At 42.0% G+C, this 18,405-nt stretch carries 18 protein-coding genes; 12 read left to right on the top strand and 6 right to left on the bottom strand.

The window, feature by feature from the left end; translation table 11 throughout:
* Nucleotides 1-230 precede the first annotated feature (230 nt).
* Both AACX33_RS16635 and AACX33_RS16630 read left to right on the top strand, forming a co-directional pair.
* Entirely contained in the window at nucleotides 231-1,703 is a 1,473-nt protein-coding gene (locus AACX33_RS16635) for a TldD/PmbA family protein (RefSeq protein ID WP_194000351.1), read from the top strand.
* A gap of 165 nt (nucleotides 1,704-1,868) precedes the next feature.
* Entirely contained in the window at nucleotides 1,869-3,209 is a 1,341-nt protein-coding gene (locus tag AACX33_RS16630; RefSeq protein WP_194000350.1) for a TldD/PmbA family protein, read from the top strand.
* Between the two features lie 38 nt (nucleotides 3,210-3,247).
* Here AACX33_RS16630 and AACX33_RS16625 read toward each other — a convergent pair whose 3' ends face one another.
* On the bottom strand, nucleotides 3,248-3,685 hold the full coding sequence (locus AACX33_RS16625; protein WP_194000348.1) for a pentapeptide repeat-containing protein: 438 nt from the start codon (nucleotides 3,683-3,685) through the stop codon (nucleotides 3,248-3,250).
* Nucleotides 3,686-4,026: 341 nt separating this feature from the next.
* Nucleotides 4,027-5,061 (bottom strand): aspartate carbamoyltransferase catalytic subunit, encoded by a 1,035-nt coding sequence (locus tag AACX33_RS16620; protein WP_194000346.1) that lies wholly within the window; start codon nucleotides 5,059-5,061, stop codon nucleotides 4,027-4,029.
* Nucleotides 5,062-5,323: 262 nt separating this feature from the next.
* Here AACX33_RS16620 and AACX33_RS16615 point away from each other — a divergent pair, with 262 nt between their 5' ends.
* A complete protein-coding gene (locus tag AACX33_RS16615; protein WP_194000345.1) occupies nucleotides 5,324-5,536 on the top strand; it encodes a high light inducible protein in 213 nt (70 codons plus the stop codon).
* Between the two features lie 59 nt (nucleotides 5,537-5,595).
* Complete coding sequence (locus tag AACX33_RS16610; protein ID WP_194000344.1) at nucleotides 5,596-5,835, top strand: hypothetical protein; 240 nt, start codon at nucleotides 5,596-5,598, stop codon at nucleotides 5,833-5,835.
* A 99-nt stretch (nucleotides 5,836-5,934) separates the two neighbouring features.
* On the opposite strand, the gene AACX33_RS16605 is transcribed toward AACX33_RS16610, so the two are convergent.
* Complete coding sequence (locus AACX33_RS16605; RefSeq protein ID WP_194000343.1) at nucleotides 5,935-6,981, bottom strand: DUF1611 domain-containing protein; 1,047 nt, start codon at nucleotides 6,979-6,981, stop codon at nucleotides 5,935-5,937.
* Nucleotides 6,965-8,017 (bottom strand): dipeptide epimerase, encoded by a 1,053-nt coding sequence (locus AACX33_RS16600; protein WP_194000342.1) that lies wholly within the window; start codon nucleotides 8,015-8,017, stop codon nucleotides 6,965-6,967. The genes AACX33_RS16605 and AACX33_RS16600 overlap by 17 nt, the downstream gene beginning before the upstream one ends.
* Nucleotides 8,018-8,262: 245 nt before the next feature.
* Here AACX33_RS16600 and AACX33_RS16595 point away from each other — a divergent pair, with 245 nt between their 5' ends.
* From AACX33_RS16595 to minE, 6 genes are all read left to right on the top strand, one after another.
* Nucleotides 8,263-8,814: an NUDIX hydrolase gene (locus AACX33_RS16595; protein WP_194000341.1), complete on the top strand. Its 552-nt coding sequence runs from the start codon at nucleotides 8,263-8,265 to the stop codon at nucleotides 8,812-8,814.
* Nucleotides 8,815-9,258: 444 nt separating this feature from the next.
* On the top strand, nucleotides 9,259-9,921 hold the full coding sequence (locus tag AACX33_RS16590; RefSeq protein WP_194000340.1) for a magnesium transporter: 663 nt from the start codon (nucleotides 9,259-9,261) through the stop codon (nucleotides 9,919-9,921).
* A 56-nt stretch (nucleotides 9,922-9,977) separates the two neighbouring features.
* The gene (locus AACX33_RS16585) at nucleotides 9,978-11,324 is read left to right on the top strand and encodes a four-carbon acid sugar kinase family protein (RefSeq protein ID WP_194000339.1); all 1,347 of its coding nucleotides are present in this window, start codon (nucleotides 9,978-9,980) and stop codon (nucleotides 11,322-11,324) included.
* Nucleotides 11,325-11,409: 85 nt separating this feature from the next.
* Nucleotides 11,410-12,474 carry a septum site-determining protein MinC gene (gene minC, locus AACX33_RS16580; protein WP_194000338.1) on the top strand — a complete coding sequence of 355 codons (1,065 nt, stop codon included), beginning with the start codon at nucleotides 11,410-11,412 and terminating at the stop codon, nucleotides 12,472-12,474.
* Nucleotides 12,475-12,518: 44 nt separating this feature from the next.
* Complete coding sequence (gene minD, locus AACX33_RS16575; RefSeq protein WP_194000337.1) at nucleotides 12,519-13,325, top strand: septum site-determining protein MinD; 807 nt, start codon at nucleotides 12,519-12,521, stop codon at nucleotides 13,323-13,325.
* A gap of 36 nt (nucleotides 13,326-13,361) precedes the next feature.
* Nucleotides 13,362-13,664, top strand: coding sequence for a cell division topological specificity factor MinE (gene minE / locus AACX33_RS16570; protein WP_194000336.1), 303 nt, complete (start codon nucleotides 13,362-13,364; stop codon nucleotides 13,662-13,664).
* 127 nt (nucleotides 13,665-13,791) lie between these two features.
* Here the strand turns inward: minE and AACX33_RS16565 are convergent, their stop codons facing one another.
* Nucleotides 13,792-15,072 (bottom strand): hypothetical protein, encoded by a 1,281-nt coding sequence (locus tag AACX33_RS16565; RefSeq protein WP_194000335.1) that lies wholly within the window; start codon nucleotides 15,070-15,072, stop codon nucleotides 13,792-13,794.
* 1,258 nt (nucleotides 15,073-16,330) lie between these two features.
* Between AACX33_RS16565 and fmt the strand changes: the two genes are divergently transcribed.
* Nucleotides 16,331-17,332 carry a methionyl-tRNA formyltransferase gene (gene fmt / locus AACX33_RS16560; protein WP_194000334.1) on the top strand — a complete coding sequence of 334 codons (1,002 nt, stop codon included), beginning with the start codon at nucleotides 16,331-16,333 and terminating at the stop codon, nucleotides 17,330-17,332.
* Here the strand turns inward: fmt and AACX33_RS16555 are convergent.
* Nucleotides 17,329-17,688 (bottom strand): DUF6464 family protein, encoded by a 360-nt coding sequence (locus tag AACX33_RS16555; RefSeq protein WP_194000333.1) that lies wholly within the window; start codon nucleotides 17,686-17,688, stop codon nucleotides 17,329-17,331. The genes fmt and AACX33_RS16555 overlap by 4 nt on opposite strands.
* 403 nt (nucleotides 17,689-18,091) lie before the next feature.
* Here AACX33_RS16555 and psaC point away from each other — a divergent pair, with 403 nt between their 5' ends.
* Entirely contained in the window at nucleotides 18,092-18,337 is a 246-nt protein-coding gene (gene psaC / locus AACX33_RS16550; RefSeq protein WP_010997613.1) for a photosystem I iron-sulfur center protein PsaC, read from the top strand.
* Nucleotides 18,338-18,405 lie beyond the last annotated feature (68 nt).

The following is an 18,405-nucleotide window of genomic DNA, read 5'->3' as shown; positions in this document are numbered from 1 at the left end:
AGACGCTGGGGGTGGGGTTCTTGTACCTCATAACACCGAAAAGTGCTGTACATAGAATTTTTCTCACCGACTTCCTTAGTTCAACAATTAGCTTGGTTTAATTTCTGTTGTGACATAGCACCAGAGTTTTGTCCGCTTATCCCTCCACTGCCATCGCGGAATTTGCTAGAGTTAATTCACCAGGATTTTTTCAGTCAAATCTCTGATAACTCCAGCAGACGAGGCTATTCATGCTTACAAGTACGCTACTTCTCTCGAACCAAATCCCCACACTACAATATTCCTCCACACCAGAGCGATTCGATGAAACCTGGGAAGCCCCTCTGGCTACCCTTCTAGGACTAGGACGCGCCGCAGGTGCTGACTTCATCGAATTATTCTTAGAACGTCGTAACTATATCAGTTGTCTGGCAGAAGACGACGCGATTACCAGTATTTCACCCAGTTTAGCCACAGGTGCGGGAGTCAGAGTATTTCGTGGTAACGCCGATTGCTACGTCAGCACTAACGACCTTTCCTTTTCTGGTTTACAAGCAGCCTTAGAAAAAGGTCTTTCTATTCTCGGACTAGAACTACCTAGCCATAACGCCTTCATTCCCGAAATCAATCTGGAATTACTCAGAGACTACGCCACAAAAAGAGGCAAAGATGGCTGGTTACCTTTGTGTAGTTCCATCAAAGAAATGGGAGAAGTGCTGCTTGATGGTACAAGCTACCTCCAGAAAAAAGCCAACCATGTGCAATCGCGCCGGGCTTCCTATTTCCGAGATTGGCAAGAAGTTCTAGTTGCGGCTAGTGATGGCACATTTGCCCGTGACATTCGCCTGACTCAATCCGTAGGATTTAACCTCTTGTGTGCAGATGGTGCTAATCGCACATCTATCGGTGAACGAGCGGGGAATACTAGCGATGCTAACTTCCTGAGAACTTGGGATTATCGAGATGCATCCGAGAAAATTGCCGAATCTGCCGGAAAAATGCTCTATGCAGATTATGTAGATTCAGGTACATACCCGATTATCATGGCCAATCACTTCGGTGGAGTCATCTTCCACGAAGCCTGCGGACATCTTTTAGAAACTACGCAAATCGAACGTAAGACTACTCCCTTTGCCGACAAAAAAGGCGAAAAAATTGCCCACGAAAGTCTCACAGCTTGGGACGAAGGTCGAGCAGAAAATGCCTTCGGTACTATTGACATGGACGACGAAGGAATGCCGGCTCAAAGAACCCTATTAATTGAAAAAGGTGTTCTGAAAAACTTCCTAGCCGATAGAACAGGTTCTTCGCGCACCGGACACCCCAGAACCGGAAGTGGTCGCCGCCAAGGTTATACCTTTGCTGCTGCTAGTCGGATGCGTAATACTTATATTGCGCCTGGCGAATATACCACCGAAGATTTATTTAACTCAGTTGATAAAGGCATTTACTGTAAAAAGATGGGTGGCGGTAGCGTTGGGGCTACAGGTCAATTTAACTTTGGTGTAGATGAAGCTTATTTAATTGAAAATGGCAAAATCACTAAACCATTAAAAGGAGCCATCCTCATTGGTGAAGCCAAGGAAATCATGAACAAAATTTCCATGTGTTCCCAAGATTTGGAACTTGCGCCCGGCTTCTGCGGTTCCGTTAGTGGCAGTATCTACACCACAGTCGGACAACCCCACATCAAAGTTGATTCTATTACCGTTGGTGGCAGATAAAAAAATTTGGCAACGCCTAAAATAGTGCATGATGATTCTCTTGTGGAACAGGCATCTTGCCTGTTTTGGGCGGGCTAGAAGCCCACCCCACAATATGTATCTTTATCTACCAAATCAGTTGTGTAACGCCACCATAAAGCCAAAATCCAAAATCCAAAATTAACTATGCCGAATATTAATGAAATTGCTAATAATGCCAAGGCTAATGCTAGTAAACTTGGGATCAAGAAATTTGACATTTATGGCTCGACTATCGATGAAACTAGTGTCCAAGTAGATCAAGGTGAGCCAAAACAAGTTAAAGCTTCCAATCGTTCTGGTGTGACTGTGCGTGTCTGGAATGAAGAAAATACAATGGGTGTTACCAGCACCACAGATGTAGACCCCAAAGGGCTAGAATTAGCTTTAAAAACTGCCTATGAAGCTAGTTTTTTTGGTGTCAAGGAAAATGTCCCTGATTTTAGCCCCGAAGCAACTGTGACTATTCCCAGCACACATCAGGAAAAAGCACCCCAAGCACCTGTGGCTGAACTAATTAAAAGTTTGGTGGAAGCAGAAAAAGAACTTTTAGCAGCGCATCCAGCAATTCAGGGCGTACCTTATAACGGTTTAGCCCAAAGAGATATTGATAGATTCTATCTCAATAGCGACGGTGCAACCAGAAATGAATCTCATTCTTTGGCATCAATTTATCTGTACAGCAAAACTGAGGAAGAAGGCAAAAAGCCTCGCAGTGGTAGCGCTTTTAGAATTGAGCGGAGTGTAAATAATCTCGATATTAATGGTTGTATCAAGGAAACCGCAGAGAAAACCATCAGCCACTTGAATTATGAAAAAATCAAGTCTGGTAAATATCAAGTTGTTTTCTCTCCTGATGCTTTTTTAAGTTTGTTGGGTGCGTTTTCTAACTTGTTCAACGCTCAAAGTATTCTAGATAACCAAAGCTTATCGAAGGCTGATGATTTAGGCAAGCAAATTGCTTCACCTCTACTCTCAGTTTATGATGATTCACTGCACCCAGCTAACGTTGGTGCGGAAAGCTTTGACGGTGAAGGAACTCCCACTCGTCAGATTTCGCTGATTGAAAATGGGGTGTTAAAAAGTTTTCTTCACAGTGCGGGTACTGCGAAAAGAATGAATACCCAGCCCACAGGTAACGCAAGTATTGGTGCAAAAGTCAGCGTCAGTCCTAACTTTTACCATGTTTTTGCGGCAACATCACCTGAACAGGATTTTACCTTAGACACTGCGGAAAATGTCATTTTAATTGATGATTTACAAGCTCTCCATGCAGGAGTGAAATCTTTACAAGGTTCGTTTTCTCTGCCTTTTGATGGCTGGCTAGTTAATAAAGGTGTGAGAACGAGTATTGAATCAGCAACTGTGGCTGGCGATTTCTTAGAACTCCTGAAGTCGATAGTTTATGTCGATAAAGAAGCAGAGCTTACCCCTGGTGGAGTCTGTCCTAAAATTTGGGTTGATCAACTTTCGATTACTGGGGAATAAAACTTAGGAGTTAGGAGTTATTCTTTAACTCTTAACTCTTATTCTTCACCACCAATGCCGAGATTGATATCAAAACCGTCAGCACCATTGATATTAGTACCAATCATGACTGCACCATTGACTTGAGCATTATATAAGTTGGCATCGCTTAAATCGGCATTGGTCAGATTTGCGTAATCAAAGGTAGTACCATTGGCATAGGCTTCTGTGAGATCAGCAGAGTGCAAGTTAGCACCAGTTAAATCTGCACCTTCTAGGTTAGCGTATTCTAAGTTTGCACCTTCTAAATTAGCGTTTCTCAAATCAACACCTATGAGGTGAGCGCCTTTGAGGTTAGCGTTGCTTAAATCGCAACCATAACATTCCCTAGTTTCTAGCAACTGCTGTGTGGGAGTAAGTTTTTCTGTAGCGGAAATGGGCGCAGCTAAAGTTAGCGTACTGAGTAGCGCTGCTGCGGTCAAAAATATGGTTTTCATAATTTATTTACCTTCTATACTTCTGAGAAGTTATTGATTTAACTTTTTTCTATGCTTTAAATTATGCCCTCTTCTACGTATTATGTCCTCTGGCTAGAGGAGGAACTTACTGGTTTTAATGGGTTAAAAAAGAAATTTAGTATCCCACTTTAGTTACAGATGTAAACTTTGTTTCTTGAAGAAATCGGGTCTTGTCGGAGGATTAGGGAGTAAATGGGTGGAAAATTCTGAAGTTTCTTGCTCCTTTTCTTCTTGATTGTCGGTGCGTTGCGCTGTGCGACAACACACCCTACATTGAAATTTATTAACTACATTCTTTTCTTGAGAAATTCGGATAAAGGTTATTTAATGGCAATTCCTGAATCTTTGCCGCTACCTAATAAGTACAATAGTGCCATGCGAATAGCGATACCACTGGTAACTTGCGACTGAATTAAGCTAAATTCGGGATCATCCATTAAATCTGAGCTAATTTCTACTCCCCGGTTGACTGGCCCTGGATGTAAGACTTTCACGTTAGGTTTGCACAGATGTAGCTTTTGGCGTGTAATGCCAAAGGTTTGATGATATTCTCGCAAGCTGGGAAGTAGGTGTGCTGTCATGCGTTCTTTTTGCAGGCGCAATGTCATGACTATATCTGCATCCTGTAAAGCTGATTCTAGATCCCAATGTAAAAATAGTTGACGGTTGAGTGTGGGGGTTGAGCCTGTTTTATCTTCTTCTAAAACAAAGTCTTTAAATAACTGAGGTAGCAGGGTGGGTGGTGCTGCTAGATGCACTTGTGCGCCACTGGCTGTTAAACTCCAGATGTTTGACCGTGCGACGCGAGAATGTAATATGTCTCCAACGATCGCAATTTTTTTATCTTTTAACAATTCTAACCGGGGATGACTGCGGTCTATGAGAGTACAGATGGTAAATAAATCTAGCAGTGCTTGGGAAGGATGCTCATGTTGACCGTCACCAGCGTTGAGGATACTGACTCGTACCCCTAGACGATCCATTTCCTGTGCGATCGCATTCGGAACTCCGGCTTCTTTATGGCGGATCACCATAATATCAGTTCCCATGGCCAAATAGGTCTTGGCTGTGTCCAGAATGGTTTCTCCCTTCGTCATGGAAGAACTAGCTGCGGCAAAGTTCAGCGTATCTGCACTGAGGCGTTTAGCGGCCAGTTCAAAACTGCTGCGGGTGCGTGTGGAAGGTTCAAAAAATAAATTCGCCACCACCTGTCCTTGTAGGCTGGGTACTTTCTTTGTCCGTCGTGACAGCACCTCCTGAAAACTAGCAGCAATTTGTAAAACAGTATCGTATTCGGCAGTTGTGAAGTCAGCGAGGGAAAGAACGTGATGACGATTCCAGGTGGTAGTAGGCATAAATAGCTTTCGGTGTTCTATGTAAAGACGCAATCATTTACGTCCCTACAGCTTTTTGATTTACATAACATATGCAGTGGAAATCATAGCACTTGCCTTCCTTCTAAATAGATACCTGTTTCCCCATATCGCCCAATCAATCTCAGATAGCCCCGAACGGTTTATTACGGTTAGCCACACCTTTAACGTTTGTCAACCCCTTGTAAAAATAATTTACATAGTGTTATATTTGGTTACATAAGCAAACAAAAAAGAAAAACCCATGACAAACAAAGGTTTCAAGATTAACGAACTTGGTGAACGGAATAACTTTGCCGTTGAGCCAAAAGTGTATGTAGACAAAACCCCAAGAGCAGGCTTTACTAACTATGCAGAAAAACTCAATGGTCGTTTGGCGATGATTGGCTTTGTGTCACTCATAGCCGTAGAAGTGATTACAGGACACGGCTTAATTGGATGGCTGACTACTCTGTAAATTGAAATTCCAGAAATTTACGAAATTAATTAACAAGAGAACAATAAGCGAGAAAAAATATGAAAACTGATTTTAATTTTCCCCAAAAAGATTTATTTGGTCCGGTTGTATTTAGACCCAATTTCAATAACTTTGAAACAATTAATGTCAACCAAGCCTGGTCATTATTTTTCAGTGGCGGACAAGACGATAACAAGCTAGGACGAGGAACAGAGTTGGGACGTTTCTTCACTAACTTTTTAATTGCGGTGGGTGTAACAGGAAGCATTTGGGCAATCTTTTTCAACCACGTCGTATAAATAGCTGTTTTCAGATTTCCTATTGAATAAGCTCCCCAGAAGTCTTGATTTTATCCCCAAGGCTTCTTTTCATTATTTAAATCCCCAATCCCCACTCCCTTAATTACTCATAATCGCATCTAATAAAAGACCAGCCCCGAAACGCACGACATCATTGCAAGGTAGACCAGTTTCGGCTGTAGTTTGTGCGATCGCCTCCTGAGCTGTAAACTCATCTAAATGAGCCGTATTCAAAGCTATACCCACTACAGGCACATTGCCAAACGCGCCTTCTCCACTGGCGACAGTTTCATACAACCGAATCACCTTTGGTAAAGATGGAATAACGACATGGGAATGATTACGCACTTCAACTTGTCCCGCCCGATGTGCCAAAATTAATTGGGTTGGTTGCGAACCACGGATTAAAGGTAAAGTCGCAGTAGAACCAGGATGCAGCAGTGAACCTTGTCCTTCAATGTGGAGGATGTCGTATTCTTGACCATAACGCATCACCATTTGCTCCACAGCACCAGCCGCAAAATCTACCCGCACAGCATCTAAAGGTACGCCATCTCCTGCTAACATCACCCCAGTTTGACCTGTAGCCAAAAATTTAGAACGCCATCCCCTGCGCCGTGACTCCCAATGTAATTCTAGGCTAGTGGACATTTTACCAATTGCCATATCAGTTCCCACAGTCAGCACTCGCCGACAGGGAAGAGTCCGAGCCAAACCGCTAGCAACACCCAAATTAGCTGGTTCTTGACGCACATCCCAAATTAATTGTCCTGGTTTCAGCAGTGCATTTAACTCTGGTATATTCGCCAATGGTGTGTGTAAACCATTTACCAAGGACATTCCAGCTTGTAAAGCATTTTTAATTTCTAGCCAGTAATCATCTGGTAAAGCCCCGCCTTTGGGAGCAATACCAATTACCAAAACTTCCGGTTGATACTCCAGTGCTGCTGTTAATGATGCCACAATTGGCACATCACGCTTGATCCCGGTTAATTCTGACACAGATTTGCCAGCAGATTCACGATCAATCAAAGCGACGATGGGGGCTTGACTGTAGCGTAAAAGTGATAGCCCAGTTTTACCCTGAGTCCCAGTAATTCCTTCATGTAGCAGAATTGCTACTCTTTGATTAAGCAGTAAACTCACTGTATTGCACCCCCAAGCCTGGTAAATCGTTTGGTAAAATTCTCCCCTCTTGCACTAATGCACCCGTAAAGGGATCATCAATTAAGTTCAGATGACTGTCTAAATCTAAATAATCAGCTAATGGTGCTAACTGGGCTGCGGCTGTATTCGCTAGTGTACTGTCAGAATAGCAACCAAACATGACTTGTAACCCATACGCTCTCGCTGTATGTACCATCCGCATAGCCTCAGTGAGTCCCCCTGATTTCATCAGTTTAATATTGATCCCATCCACATAGTTTGCTAAATGGGGAATATCGCTGCTAGTAAAGCAACTTTCATCCACAAATATGGGTAAGGGGGATTTCTCCTTCAGTTGGACTAAACTTGTTTCTTCACCCCGTGGTAATGGCTGTTCAACATATTTTATACCTAAATCAGCTAGCCAATTACAAATATAAATAGCATCTTCTAAGCTCCAACCCCCGTTTGCATCGACAAATAATTCTAAACCGGGTGCTTCTTGTTGCACAGCTAATAGCATTTGCTGGTCTGCATCTATACCCTCTGGATTACCTAATTTCACCTTAAATAGGCGAACATCCATAAATTTTAACCAGTCCCGCGCCCTAGCCCTCGCTCCGGCTGGTGAATTAATGCCAATTGTCACCGAAGTCGGTACTATAACATCACGGTCAAGTCCCCAAATTTGCCACAAAGCTAATCCCATACGCTTACCTAGCCAGTCATACATGGCCATATCCAGCGCTGCCCTCACCGACGAAGGAATCTGCTGTTGTGTTAGAATTTGTTCAATTTCCTGGCGTTGTAACGGGCTAAATTTTTCTAATATTGGTGTTAGTTGCTGTAGTTGATTTTTGATGATATCCGTAGATTGGGAATGAGTGCCTACACCAAAAGGAGAAGCTTCACCCCAGCCTTCAATACCATCTTGGAAAATTTTTACCCATAGGTTTGTGGTTTGGGCTGTTGTTCCGCGACTAATAGTTAAAGGAAAGCGTTTATTGACAGTAAATAATTTTGCTTCTACTTTCATAAGTATAATCAATTAAGTATGGTATTGGCGTGGCAAGCTTAAAGTAGTGCATTAGGGAAAAGCAGAAAAAATTGATTTATCTCAATTTTCTCAAGAATCTATTGCAACATTTTAGCCTTGCCACGCCAGTAGGGTGCGTTAGGATGAAATCCGTAACGCACCGTTATTAAGGCTTTGGTGCGTTACGCTACCGCTAACACACCCTACTTGTTTGTTCAATAATCAAATAGTAGTCCTATATATCTATGAATTATGTCAAAAAATGGCAAGTGGTAAAATCAGAAATGGTTTTAAATCATCGCTGGTGTCAAGTCAGGCAAGATGTCATAAAGTTACCTAATGGTAAAATAATAGATGATTTTTTTCTAGTTGTTAGACCGGAAGTTGCACTAGTTTTACCGATAACAAATGAGCAAGAAATTGTGTTTGTACGTCAATATAGGCATGGGGCGGGTGAAATTTTGTTAGAACTTCCGGCGGGGAGTTTCGACGCAGCCAAAGAAGATGCTGAAACAGCAGCAGTCAGAGAATTAAAAGAAGAAACTGGCTATATATCCCAGAAATTTACTAAATTAGCTACTTTATATGATAATCCAGTCAAGGATACTAACAAAATACATTTATTTTTGGCTGAAAATGTGAACAAAATCGGCGAGCAAACACTAGACATTACAGAAGATATTGAGATTGTATTAATTCCTGTAGAATCAGTTTTAGATCAAATTACTAAAGGTGAAATTGCGGTAACAGGGAGTATTGCGGCGCTGTTTTTAGGTTTAAATTTTCTCAACTCATAAATTGACATATAGCCATAATTTTTAGAAAGTAATTTAATTGCTATACAAACCTTACAAAGACAACAGTCAGCAAGAAAATATTCACGCTTACTCAATGAATCCTTGAAAAATTGCCAAGATATGCAAACGGGAATTAAAAATTGAGCAGGAGATGAGGAACCTTCACATCTTATACCAAGAGAATTTAAAGATGCATAAATAGAATTTAACCAGACAGAAATCCAGTTCCCCTCCTCGCTTGCGGGGAGGGGTTAGGGGTGGGGTCGAAATAATATGCAGCCTCACAAATAATTGGTATTAGTTGAAGAAACTATTTAGCCAGATTGATGAATACAGATCATATTTCGTCTATATTAGATTTCACCTATTACCAATGCTATGGTTTTTTTGGAAAAACCGACTAAAATAAATACTCAAATCGCACTTTCATAGGAGTATCTCGCTGTGCAGCCGGACTTAATAGGTTTGGAAATTAGCAAAGGTGAACTGAGACGTTTGACAGGATTCGAGCCAGATGATGTTTTTCGACCTTCTATGTGGAAAGACGGGAAGCAGCGATTAGGAATGTTTATTAATGAAATGCTGGTAGCATTGGCTTTAACCCCTATCGTTGTTGGCTTTGTTTATGCGTTTATTATTCTGCCGATAATTGGTTCTTCAATTACAGTAGGAATCCTGTTACTAATTTTAGTCCCAATTTCCATATTAGTTGGGCGATCGCTATGGCAACGTTTGACCTTTCCCCACAGTCTGACAGTAATTTTAGATGAAGTCGATAAATATCATACTGTGGTCAAAGCAATAGATATTAATGACCAATTAGCCACATCTGGCAATTCCCAAAGTAGCATTGATGACCGAGATCAAGTGATTACTGCCTTACAACTTATTAGAGAAGATTTAGTAAATTCTCTTAAAAGTGAACGAATTTTGCGGGATAATAAAAGACTACTGGCAAATAACCAAGAGTTATTTATTAATAATTTAGCCAATCTGCAAGCTATGCAAGTTAGTAGTCAGACCAGCGAATATGCTCAACTTCTCAATCAATCTTTGCAGATTGCCTTGGATGTACAAGCAGAAGTCAGAAAATTACAAAAAATTTGAGTTGAGCAAATATCCACTAGGATGTTCCTAAACACAGTCGTCCCCGTTGATTTACAATGAGTAACAAACCTAAAATTATTGTTTTAGATGATGACCCCACAGGTTCACAAACCGTCCACAGTTGCTTGCTGTTGATGCAGTGGGATATGGATACTTTACGCCTCGGTTTACAAGATGATTCACCAATTTTCTTTGTCCTGACAAATACCAGATCCTTACCGCCAGAGTCAGCAGCATCTGTGACGAGAGAAGTTTGTCAAAACTTAAAACTGGCGTTAGCTGCGGAAAAGATAACTGATTTTTTGGTTGTTAGCCGTTCTGATTCGACATTACGGGGACATTATCCTATAGAAACAGATGCGATCGCACAAGAACTTGGGCCATTTGACGCTCATTTTCTCGTACCAGCATTTTTTGTGGGCGAAGCCCTTCTAACAGAAGGCGGACGCATTACCCGTGATAGCGTACATTACCTGGTTATTGATGGTGTACCTACCCCAGTACATGAAACAGAATTTGCCCGTGATTCGGTGTTCAGCTACCATCACAGTTATTTACCCAAGTACGTAGAGGAAAAGACTCAAGGGCAGATTAGTGCGGAATCTGTCACCAGGTTTTTACTTGATGATATCCGGACTGGTAGTTTAGAACGCTTATTACAACTGTGTGATAATCAATGCGCTGTTGTCGATGGTGAAACTCAAGGGGATCTCAACTCCTTTGCTGTGGATGTGCTAACAGCCGCCAGTCAAGGAAAACGCTTTTTGTTTCGCAGTGCTGCGAGTATTTTAACCGCTTTGGCTGCCTTACCTCCTCAACCCATTGCCGCAGAAAACATGGCGAAATATGTACGCGCCGGAAAACCGGGTGCGGTGATTGTGGGTTCACACGTTAAAAAGACAACTCAGCAGCTAGAGGCGTTATTGCAAGTTGAGGGAACGGCGGGAATCGAAGTGGATGTGGCGCGATTACTCGATGATGGCGTGAATGAATCTGCTAAACTGTTAACCGAGATTCTGGAAAGTATCAAGGCGGTACATCATGCTGGTCAAACCCCAGTAGTTTATACCAGTCGTCAAGAACTAAGTTTTAAGGATGTTAAAACTAGGTTAGAGTTTGGGGTGAAAGTTTCCAGTTTATTGATGGATATTGTCCGGGGTTTACCATCTGATATCGGATTTTTAATCAGCAAGGGTGGAATTACCTCAAACGATGTCTTGAGTACCGGTCTGTCTTTAAATTCAGCCCGCTTACTTGGACAAGTTTTAGCTGGTTGTTCAATGGTAATCACCACTGCGGAACATCCTCAGTTTCCCAATTTGCCAGTAGTTCTGTTTCCTGGTAATGTTGGCGATGCTGATGCCTTGGGGACGGTTTACAAAAGATTAACTAAAAATATATAGGTAAAGATATAGGTAAAGAAATTTCTGGATTTTACAACTGATTTAATATTGATCATAACTCGGTGTATCTATTGGCTAGTGCTGCATGACTTCTGATTCTCATATCCCCAATTTAGAGTTAAATTCTGCACTCCCTGATGTAGAATCTAATTCTCACATTTCGGATTTAGAAGTAAATCCTCCCTTTGCTGACGAGATAAAGTCGAATTTCGCAATTTCTGAGGGCGATTCTGATAATATTATCCCCGATGCCGAGCTAAATTCTGTTCTCGTCTATTTACAGTCAAATTCCGAACCTGATGATCTAGAGTCAAATTCTGCCCCGACTGATACCGAGTCTGTTTCTCTGGCTGAGGTGGTTGATTTGGATTTCGACTCGACTGAATCATTCACAGCAGAGAATAGGTTAAAAAACCATGTCCAAGTACAGTTCAAAAGTGAGGGGGAAAGACTGTTAGTAATTTTGCCAACAGAATCTCAAATACCAGCTTCAGAACTGGCCTGGTCTGAGATTTGGCAACAATTGAAGTTACGGTTAAATGCAGGCGATCGCTTTCGCACATCCACCAAACCAGTACATTTGATTGCACAAGACCGCTTATTAGATGGCAGACAATTACAAGAGTTCGCCGAAGCCTTCAGTGAAGTCCAACTGCAACTGAAATCTGTCGCTACCAGTCGCCGCCAAACTGCGATCGCAGCTGTTACCTCTGGTTACTCAGTCGAACAACTCCAACCCGAAACGACTCTCCATTCTGAGTTGAAAACTGCAACTAAAACTTCAGCAGATGCCCTCTATCTAGAAATGACCGTTCGTTCTGGGACAGAAATTCGTCATCCTGGGACAGTGATTATTTTAGGAGATATAAATCCAGGTGGTATCGTAGTGGCAGAAGGAGATATTGTCATCTGGGGGCGATTACGTGGAATTGCTCATGCGGGTGCCGGAGGTAATCGTGAGTGTCTGATTATGGCCTTGCAAATGGAACCAACCCAATTGCGAATCGCAGATACGGTAGCTAGATCCCCAGAAAAATCACCGATGCAGGTTTTTCCCGAAGTGGCGCATATTACGCCCGCCGGCATCCGCATCGCCAGGGCTAATGATTTTTCTCGAAACCAATTAAATAGGTTAAATCAGCTACCATAAGTATTTATTATATTTCCTGAACCCTCATCGAGCGCAACTCTACCATGACTCGCATTATTGTGATTACCTCCGGTAAAGGAGGAGTGGGTAAAACCACAGTTTCCGCAAATTTAGGCATGACTTTAGCCAAAATTGGTCGTCAAGTTGCTTTAGTTGATGCGGATTTTGGGCTGAGAAATTTAGATTTGTTGCTGGGACTAGAAAACCGCATCGTTTATACTGCGGTGGAAGTTCTGGCTAGGGAGTGCCGATTAGAACAGGCTTTGGTGAAAGATAAGCGGCAACCCAATCTGGTATTATTACCCGCGGCTCAAAATCGCTCTAAAGATGCAGTCACTCCTGAACAAATGAAATTGCTAGTCAATGCACTGGCGCAAAAATTTCAGTACGTGATTATCGATAGTCCGGCTGGCATTGAAAATGGGTTTAAAAATGCGATCGCCCCAGCCAAAGAAGCCCTGATTGTGACTACGCCCGAAATTTCCGCAGTGCGTGATGCTGACAGAGTAGTGGGGTTACTAGAAGCACAAGGCATTAAGAAAGCCCATTTAATCATTAACCGCATCAGACCCGCAATGGTACGAGCAAATGATATGATGTCTGTGCAAGATGTTCAGGAACTTCTGGCAATACCCCTAATTGGGGTAATACCTGATGATGAGCGTGTTATTGTTTCTACCAATCGCGGCGAACCCTTAGTATTAGGGGATACCCCCTCTTTAGCAGCCATAGCCTTTAATAATATTGCCCGTAGATTGGAGGGAGAAAAAGTCGATTTTCTTGATCTCGACACACACAATCACAACATCTTCGCGCGTCTGCGAAAGTTGTTGTGGACAAAGATTGTTTAACTAACTCATGTTCCAGTCTCCGCACACCCATTGGCAATGATTCTTGAACTTATAGAACGATTATTTTTACGGACTCCTGACACTAGTCGCACTCAAGTGAAACGTCGCCTGCAAGTGGTGATTGCTCACGACCGTGCTGATTTAGATCCCCAAAAGTTAGAAAAAATGCGGCAAGAAATCCTAGAGATAGTTTGTCGCTATGTAGAAATTGAGACAGAAGGACTAGAATTTTCTCTAGAAAGTAATCAACGCGCCACAGCTTTGATTGCTAACTTACCCATCCGTCGAGTTAAAGAAGACGTAGCTGAATTAGAACCCAGTGAGCCGTCAGAGGAGTAATAGTTAGATTAACCGCTATTCGTCAGGTGTGTTGTCCCATAGTGCAACGCACCATATTGATTTTAAATTACAAAAATTCCCGTTGCTTTTGTGTTTAACAACGGGAGTCGATCAAATTTTTCAGCCATTATCGAGAAGCAAATTGTGGGCCTGCCCAAACTTCTGTAATTTGTTGACCAAAAGTAATAGGCTGATCTGCATCTGTTGTATTTAGAGTTTGACCATCGCTCCTAACTTGCACCAAAGGCCAGTTTTCTTCTCCCATTTCTCCCGCACGGAAAAGTGCATGATCAGGTCGGTTTTTACTCCAACCTAACAACACCGCGATCTTCTCATGCTCATGTTCCTCACGAGCTGGTGCAACAGTGTTAATCTGATTTTTGTGGCGATCCCAGATGACTGCATGATCCGTGGAATCGCCTGTGTTAAACTTACCTTCAAACTTACGTGCTAAGAAGCGATCGCTTTGTTCTGACCAGCTAACAGGAACTAAAACCCCTATTTTCCCACCATTTGCATCCACCGCTTCTGAGGATGAAACATTTCTGTTGATCTTTAACAGAGGATCGCTGATTGGCGCAGTTGAAGCCATCACCCTCAAACGATTAGTTTGTGTATCTTCCACAAACATCACACTGGTAACTTTGCTGTTATACATTTCGGGTCTAACTTCTAGTTGCACCCGGCTGTAAACAATATACCTACCATCAGGAGAAGTCACAGGTACACTGCGATAGTGGCGAACCCCAGAACCTCCGTTAGCAGCGATCGCCTCTTGAGTCGCGACAATCCATTTCCAAGGAATCGGATGGGGACTGCCGATGGGATCAATCTGTGCCAACATTTCCTCTTCATCAAGTTCGTCGATAACAGGTGTTTGGGGCGTTAAGATTGGTTGTAACTGTCTAGGCGTTGTTCTCAATGATTTCGCGGTCAGCATTTCATTTGACAACTTGGTCTTCAAGCTATTACCACGTTGGAATTTACTCCCCGCCGTTTCTCGAATTGGTGCTAATTCCACTGCTGCCAATGGTGAAGCATCATCAAAATCACTGCTAGAGAGAAAATTTTCTGCTACCAAAGACTCAATTTTGCCCGTTTGTAGGATTGACGGTTCCCGAATAGAAGCCATTAACAATGGCATAGATTCAGATTTTTCGGCGAAGGAAGTTATGGGAGATGTTGTTAATAATTCAACTAAATAAGGTTCATTCATACTAGCCACTGCCAATGGTGCAGAGTCAAATTGTGTCCTTGCGGAAGCAATTTTTGTGACTACGCTTGATTGTTTGGCAGAGCTAGAGTGACCCGAAATCGCAACTAAGGGTGCGATCAGCATCACTAGGACAACATAATTGAGAAATGGTTGAAGGCGGAACCATCCTGACAGCAAGAAGAGTTTGAGCATATGTAGACTCTCTAGGGAGGGCGGGTGCTGTGTGAAGAGCAATGCCTAAGCAGTAAGGGAGCAGGCGATAATTACAGGTATAACAACAAACTACTAGATTTAACCAGTAAAACCAGATAATTTCTTCAAAGTTTGCAGATTTTTACAAAACTTTAGTGTCATCTTTCATCCCTCATTGCTGAGAAAATGTGGTTTTTTTTGGGAAATCTGCACTCAAAAAACTACGCAGTTGACTAGATGTGACTGCATAAAATATACTTTTGCCTCTGCCCTTAATACCCGACTACATCAAATAACTGTTGTTAGTTAAAGAGTATTCAACCTATCATTTAGGCTAAATATACTGCAAGTACGGAGACTGAGCAGAATCACTGATCTTTTGGTATTGGCAAGAGCAAAAGCACACTTAGTTTCCCTATTGATTTCTGCTACAACAGAGCAGACCCCGATAACGGTAGAAGTGAGGCGTTACTTTAAAAGCTGGGAAAGATGACGTACAACTTATAATACTTAAAAAACACCATTAGCATCCACCCTAAGACAGAAACTAATATCTCAATTTGAAAAATTGCGGTATCGCAATTCACCAGTTTGAGAAACACAACTAAACTTGTAGCCGGATACGGGTTAAATTTATCAAAGGAGATTTACTACGTATACCTAAAATTACCTATTGTTAGACATAGCCAATTAGGATTACTCGTACTGTGTACACTTTATACCAAGTTGTTAGCTTTTAAACTTAATATACTAAGTTTATCAAACAACCCTGATTTTCGCCAATATGAAACCACCTTAGCATCAAAAAAATTAACTTTGCACTATTTTCTGGAAAAAGCCTGGGTAATGGACACCATAGACTAGAATTGGGTATTTTCTCAGGAGATTGCAGCCCTTTTCTATCGATCGCGCCTTAGTGATTTAGTACTTATTTACTAATGAGGGCATAAATAGGCAAAAATCGATTAAACTATGTTACGCCAGATAAAATTGTGGGAATTGCTTTGTATTCAGGACTTTAGTCCTATATTGTCTTGTTGAAGACATTAACTATAGGACTACTATTTGATTTTTGTTGGCGTAGCCTGCGCTTTGCGCTTACAGACACGTAGGGTGTGTTAGCGGTAGCGTAACGCACCAAAGCCTTAATAATGGTGCGTTACGGACTTCATCCTAACGCACCCTACAATACTTAATTTTTTCATAAATCAAACCGGATTCCTATATTTCAGCTGATCTACGTAATAAATCACAAATAATGAAAGTAGTATTCTTTGGAACACCTCACTTCGCCGTTCCTACCTTGGAAAAATTACTGAACCAACCAGAGTTTGAAGTTGTGGCAGTTGTTACCCAACCAGATAAACGTCGAGAACGGGGTAACAAACTGATTCCTTCAGCCGTAAAAGCCGTTGCGATTAACCATAACTTGCCTGTATGGCAACCACAAAGGATTAAAAAGGACACTGAAACTTTAACCCAACTTCAAAAGTCTGATGCAGATGTATTTGTGGTTGTAGCCTATGGACAGATTTTGTCCCCAGAAATATTAGATATGCCCAAGTTGGGTTGTATTAATGTGCATGGCTCAATTTTACCCAAATATCGGGGTGCAGCACCGATTCAGTGGTGTCTGTACAACGGCGAAAAAGCAACGGGGATCACTACAATGTTAATGGATGCCGGCATGGATACCGGGGCAATGCTCTTGAAAGCAACTACACCTATTGCATTGCTAGATAATAGCCAAGATTTAGCTCAGAGGCTATCTGTAATTGGTGGAGATTTATTAGTAGAAACTCTATTCAATTTGGCAAGTCAAAAAATTGTACCTGTGCCTCAAGATGATGAGTCGGCGACTTATGCACCTTTGATTCAAAAGCAGAACTACACATTGGATTGGTCAAAGAGTGCTATTCAATTACATAACCAAATCAGAGGCTTTTACCCCAACTGCACAGCTACCTTTCGCAACCAAGGAATCAAAATTATCGCCTCGGTTCCCCTTGGTGATGCTTACGGTTATGAGCCGACAGATGAATTAACAGAAATTTACCAAAAATTACCTGATTTATCAACTCTATCAGGGAGCAGAGGAGAAGTGGTAAGCATCGCCAAGGGAATGGGCGCTATTGCCCAAACTGGTGAGGGTTTGCTACTTTTACGTGAGGTTCAGTTAGCTGGCAAACGTCCCCAGTCGGGATGGGATTTTGTGAACGGTAACCGTTTAACTGTGGGAGAAGTTTTTGGTAATGGTTAAATTTCTAGTTTTTCGTAGGAATGGCAAGACTCACAAGGGCCTTCGGGATTGACAGCACAGCGCATGATTTCCGATTGTGCATTATAGCTACAGGTAGCATCACCAATTACCCAACGTCCTTTGACTAAAGTTTTCTCTGTTGGTCTTTTGGCAGACTGTACGTAAAGGGCGATATTCCGCAAGTGGTAACGTCCTGATTTCAATTGGTATCTGTGGCGGCGTTCTAATACCGCATAAGTTTGACCTTCAAAATCGACGTAGTTTCCTGGTTGGGGTGTCCAATCGAGTTGGACTCTGCCGAGTGACTGACTGGGATGTGTCAGAATTACCTCGGTTGCTAAAGAGTCTGGCTCCATAAGTTTATGTAATGTGGTTTACATTAATTATAAATAAAATGCCGAAAATCTTAGACAAAATCACCGCCATCGCTCTCTCTAGAGCCAAACATTTCGTCACAAATTTGTTCAATTCAACATTGTATAATTACCAGGCAATAATTACTATAGACAACTCCAACATTTAGTTCATATAAGTTTACAAATATCAGCCATTTGAGAAAACATTAAAGTAAATACGCTACCGTGATGTTGTTGATATATCAGCAATAGAGAGATTTAGCCCATCCAAATTTTACCATTGCCTATGAGATTGTTTAAAGTTATGTAGCCTTTTGATGACCGACTGTGAGCTACTGCTGTAGACTATGCTTTGATATGATTCTTTCGCAGAGAAGAACACTGGAAAGGAGCCTTTTTTTCAATGTCTCATACCGTTAAAATTTACGATACCTGCATTGGCTGCACCCAGTGCGTCCGTGCTTGCCCTACAGACGTGTTGGAGATGGTTCCCTGGGATGGCTGTAAAGCTGCTCAAGTTGCCTCTTCACCCCGCACCGAAGACTGCGTGGGATGTAAGCGTTGTGAAACTGCTTGCCCTACTGACTTTTTAAGCATCCGAGTTTATCTAGGTGCTGAAACAACTCGCAGCATGGGTCTAGCTTATTAAGGAATTTACTGGAAATTCCTGATTTAGTTGGCAATTTACAATTGTAGGGTGGGTCTATTCACCCTACT

This window comes from Nodularia sp. LEGE 04288 (assembly GCF_963896525.1).
In the GTDB taxonomy this organism is placed as follows: domain Bacteria; phylum Cyanobacteriota; class Cyanobacteriia; order Cyanobacteriales; family Nostocaceae; genus Nodularia.
Note: the sequence above shows the minus strand (reverse complement) of the source record. Positions and strands in the feature narration are given on the sequence as shown.

Coding starts and splice junctions, on each gene's coding strand:
- AACX33_RS16635 (WP_194000351.1), top strand. CDS start 231: ATGCTTACAAGTACGCTACTTCTCTCGAACCAAATCCCCACACTACAA.
- AACX33_RS16630 (WP_194000350.1), top strand. CDS start 1,869: ATGCCGAATATTAATGAAATTGCTAATAATGCCAAGGCTAATGCTAGT.
- AACX33_RS16625 (WP_194000348.1), bottom strand. CDS start 3,685: ATGAAAACCATATTTTTGACCGCAGCAGCGCTACTCAGTACGCTAACT.
- AACX33_RS16620 (WP_194000346.1), bottom strand. CDS start 5,061: ATGCCTACTACCACCTGGAATCGTCATCACGTTCTTTCCCTCGCTGAC.
- AACX33_RS16615 (WP_194000345.1), top strand. CDS start 5,324: ATGACAAACAAAGGTTTCAAGATTAACGAACTTGGTGAACGGAATAAC.
- AACX33_RS16610 (WP_194000344.1), top strand. CDS start 5,596: ATGAAAACTGATTTTAATTTTCCCCAAAAAGATTTATTTGGTCCGGTT.
- AACX33_RS16600 (WP_194000342.1), bottom strand. CDS start 8,017: ATGAAAGTAGAAGCAAAATTATTTACTGTCAATAAACGCTTTCCTTTA.
- AACX33_RS16595 (WP_194000341.1), top strand. CDS start 8,263: ATGAATTATGTCAAAAAATGGCAAGTGGTAAAATCAGAAATGGTTTTA.
- AACX33_RS16585 (WP_194000339.1), top strand. CDS start 9,978: ATGAGTAACAAACCTAAAATTATTGTTTTAGATGATGACCCCACAGGT.
- minC (WP_194000338.1), top strand. CDS start 11,410: ATGACTTCTGATTCTCATATCCCCAATTTAGAGTTAAATTCTGCACTC.
- minD (WP_194000337.1), top strand. CDS start 12,519: ATGACTCGCATTATTGTGATTACCTCCGGTAAAGGAGGAGTGGGTAAA.
- minE (WP_194000336.1), top strand. CDS start 13,362: ATGATTCTTGAACTTATAGAACGATTATTTTTACGGACTCCTGACACT.
- AACX33_RS16565 (WP_194000335.1), bottom strand. CDS start 15,072: ATGCTCAAACTCTTCTTGCTGTCAGGATGGTTCCGCCTTCAACCATTT.
- fmt (WP_194000334.1), top strand. CDS start 16,331: ATGAAAGTAGTATTCTTTGGAACACCTCACTTCGCCGTTCCTACCTTG.
- AACX33_RS16555 (WP_194000333.1), bottom strand. CDS start 17,688: ATGGAGCCAGACTCTTTAGCAACCGAGGTAATTCTGACACATCCCAGT.
- psaC (WP_010997613.1), top strand. CDS start 18,092: ATGTCTCATACCGTTAAAATTTACGATACCTGCATTGGCTGCACCCAG.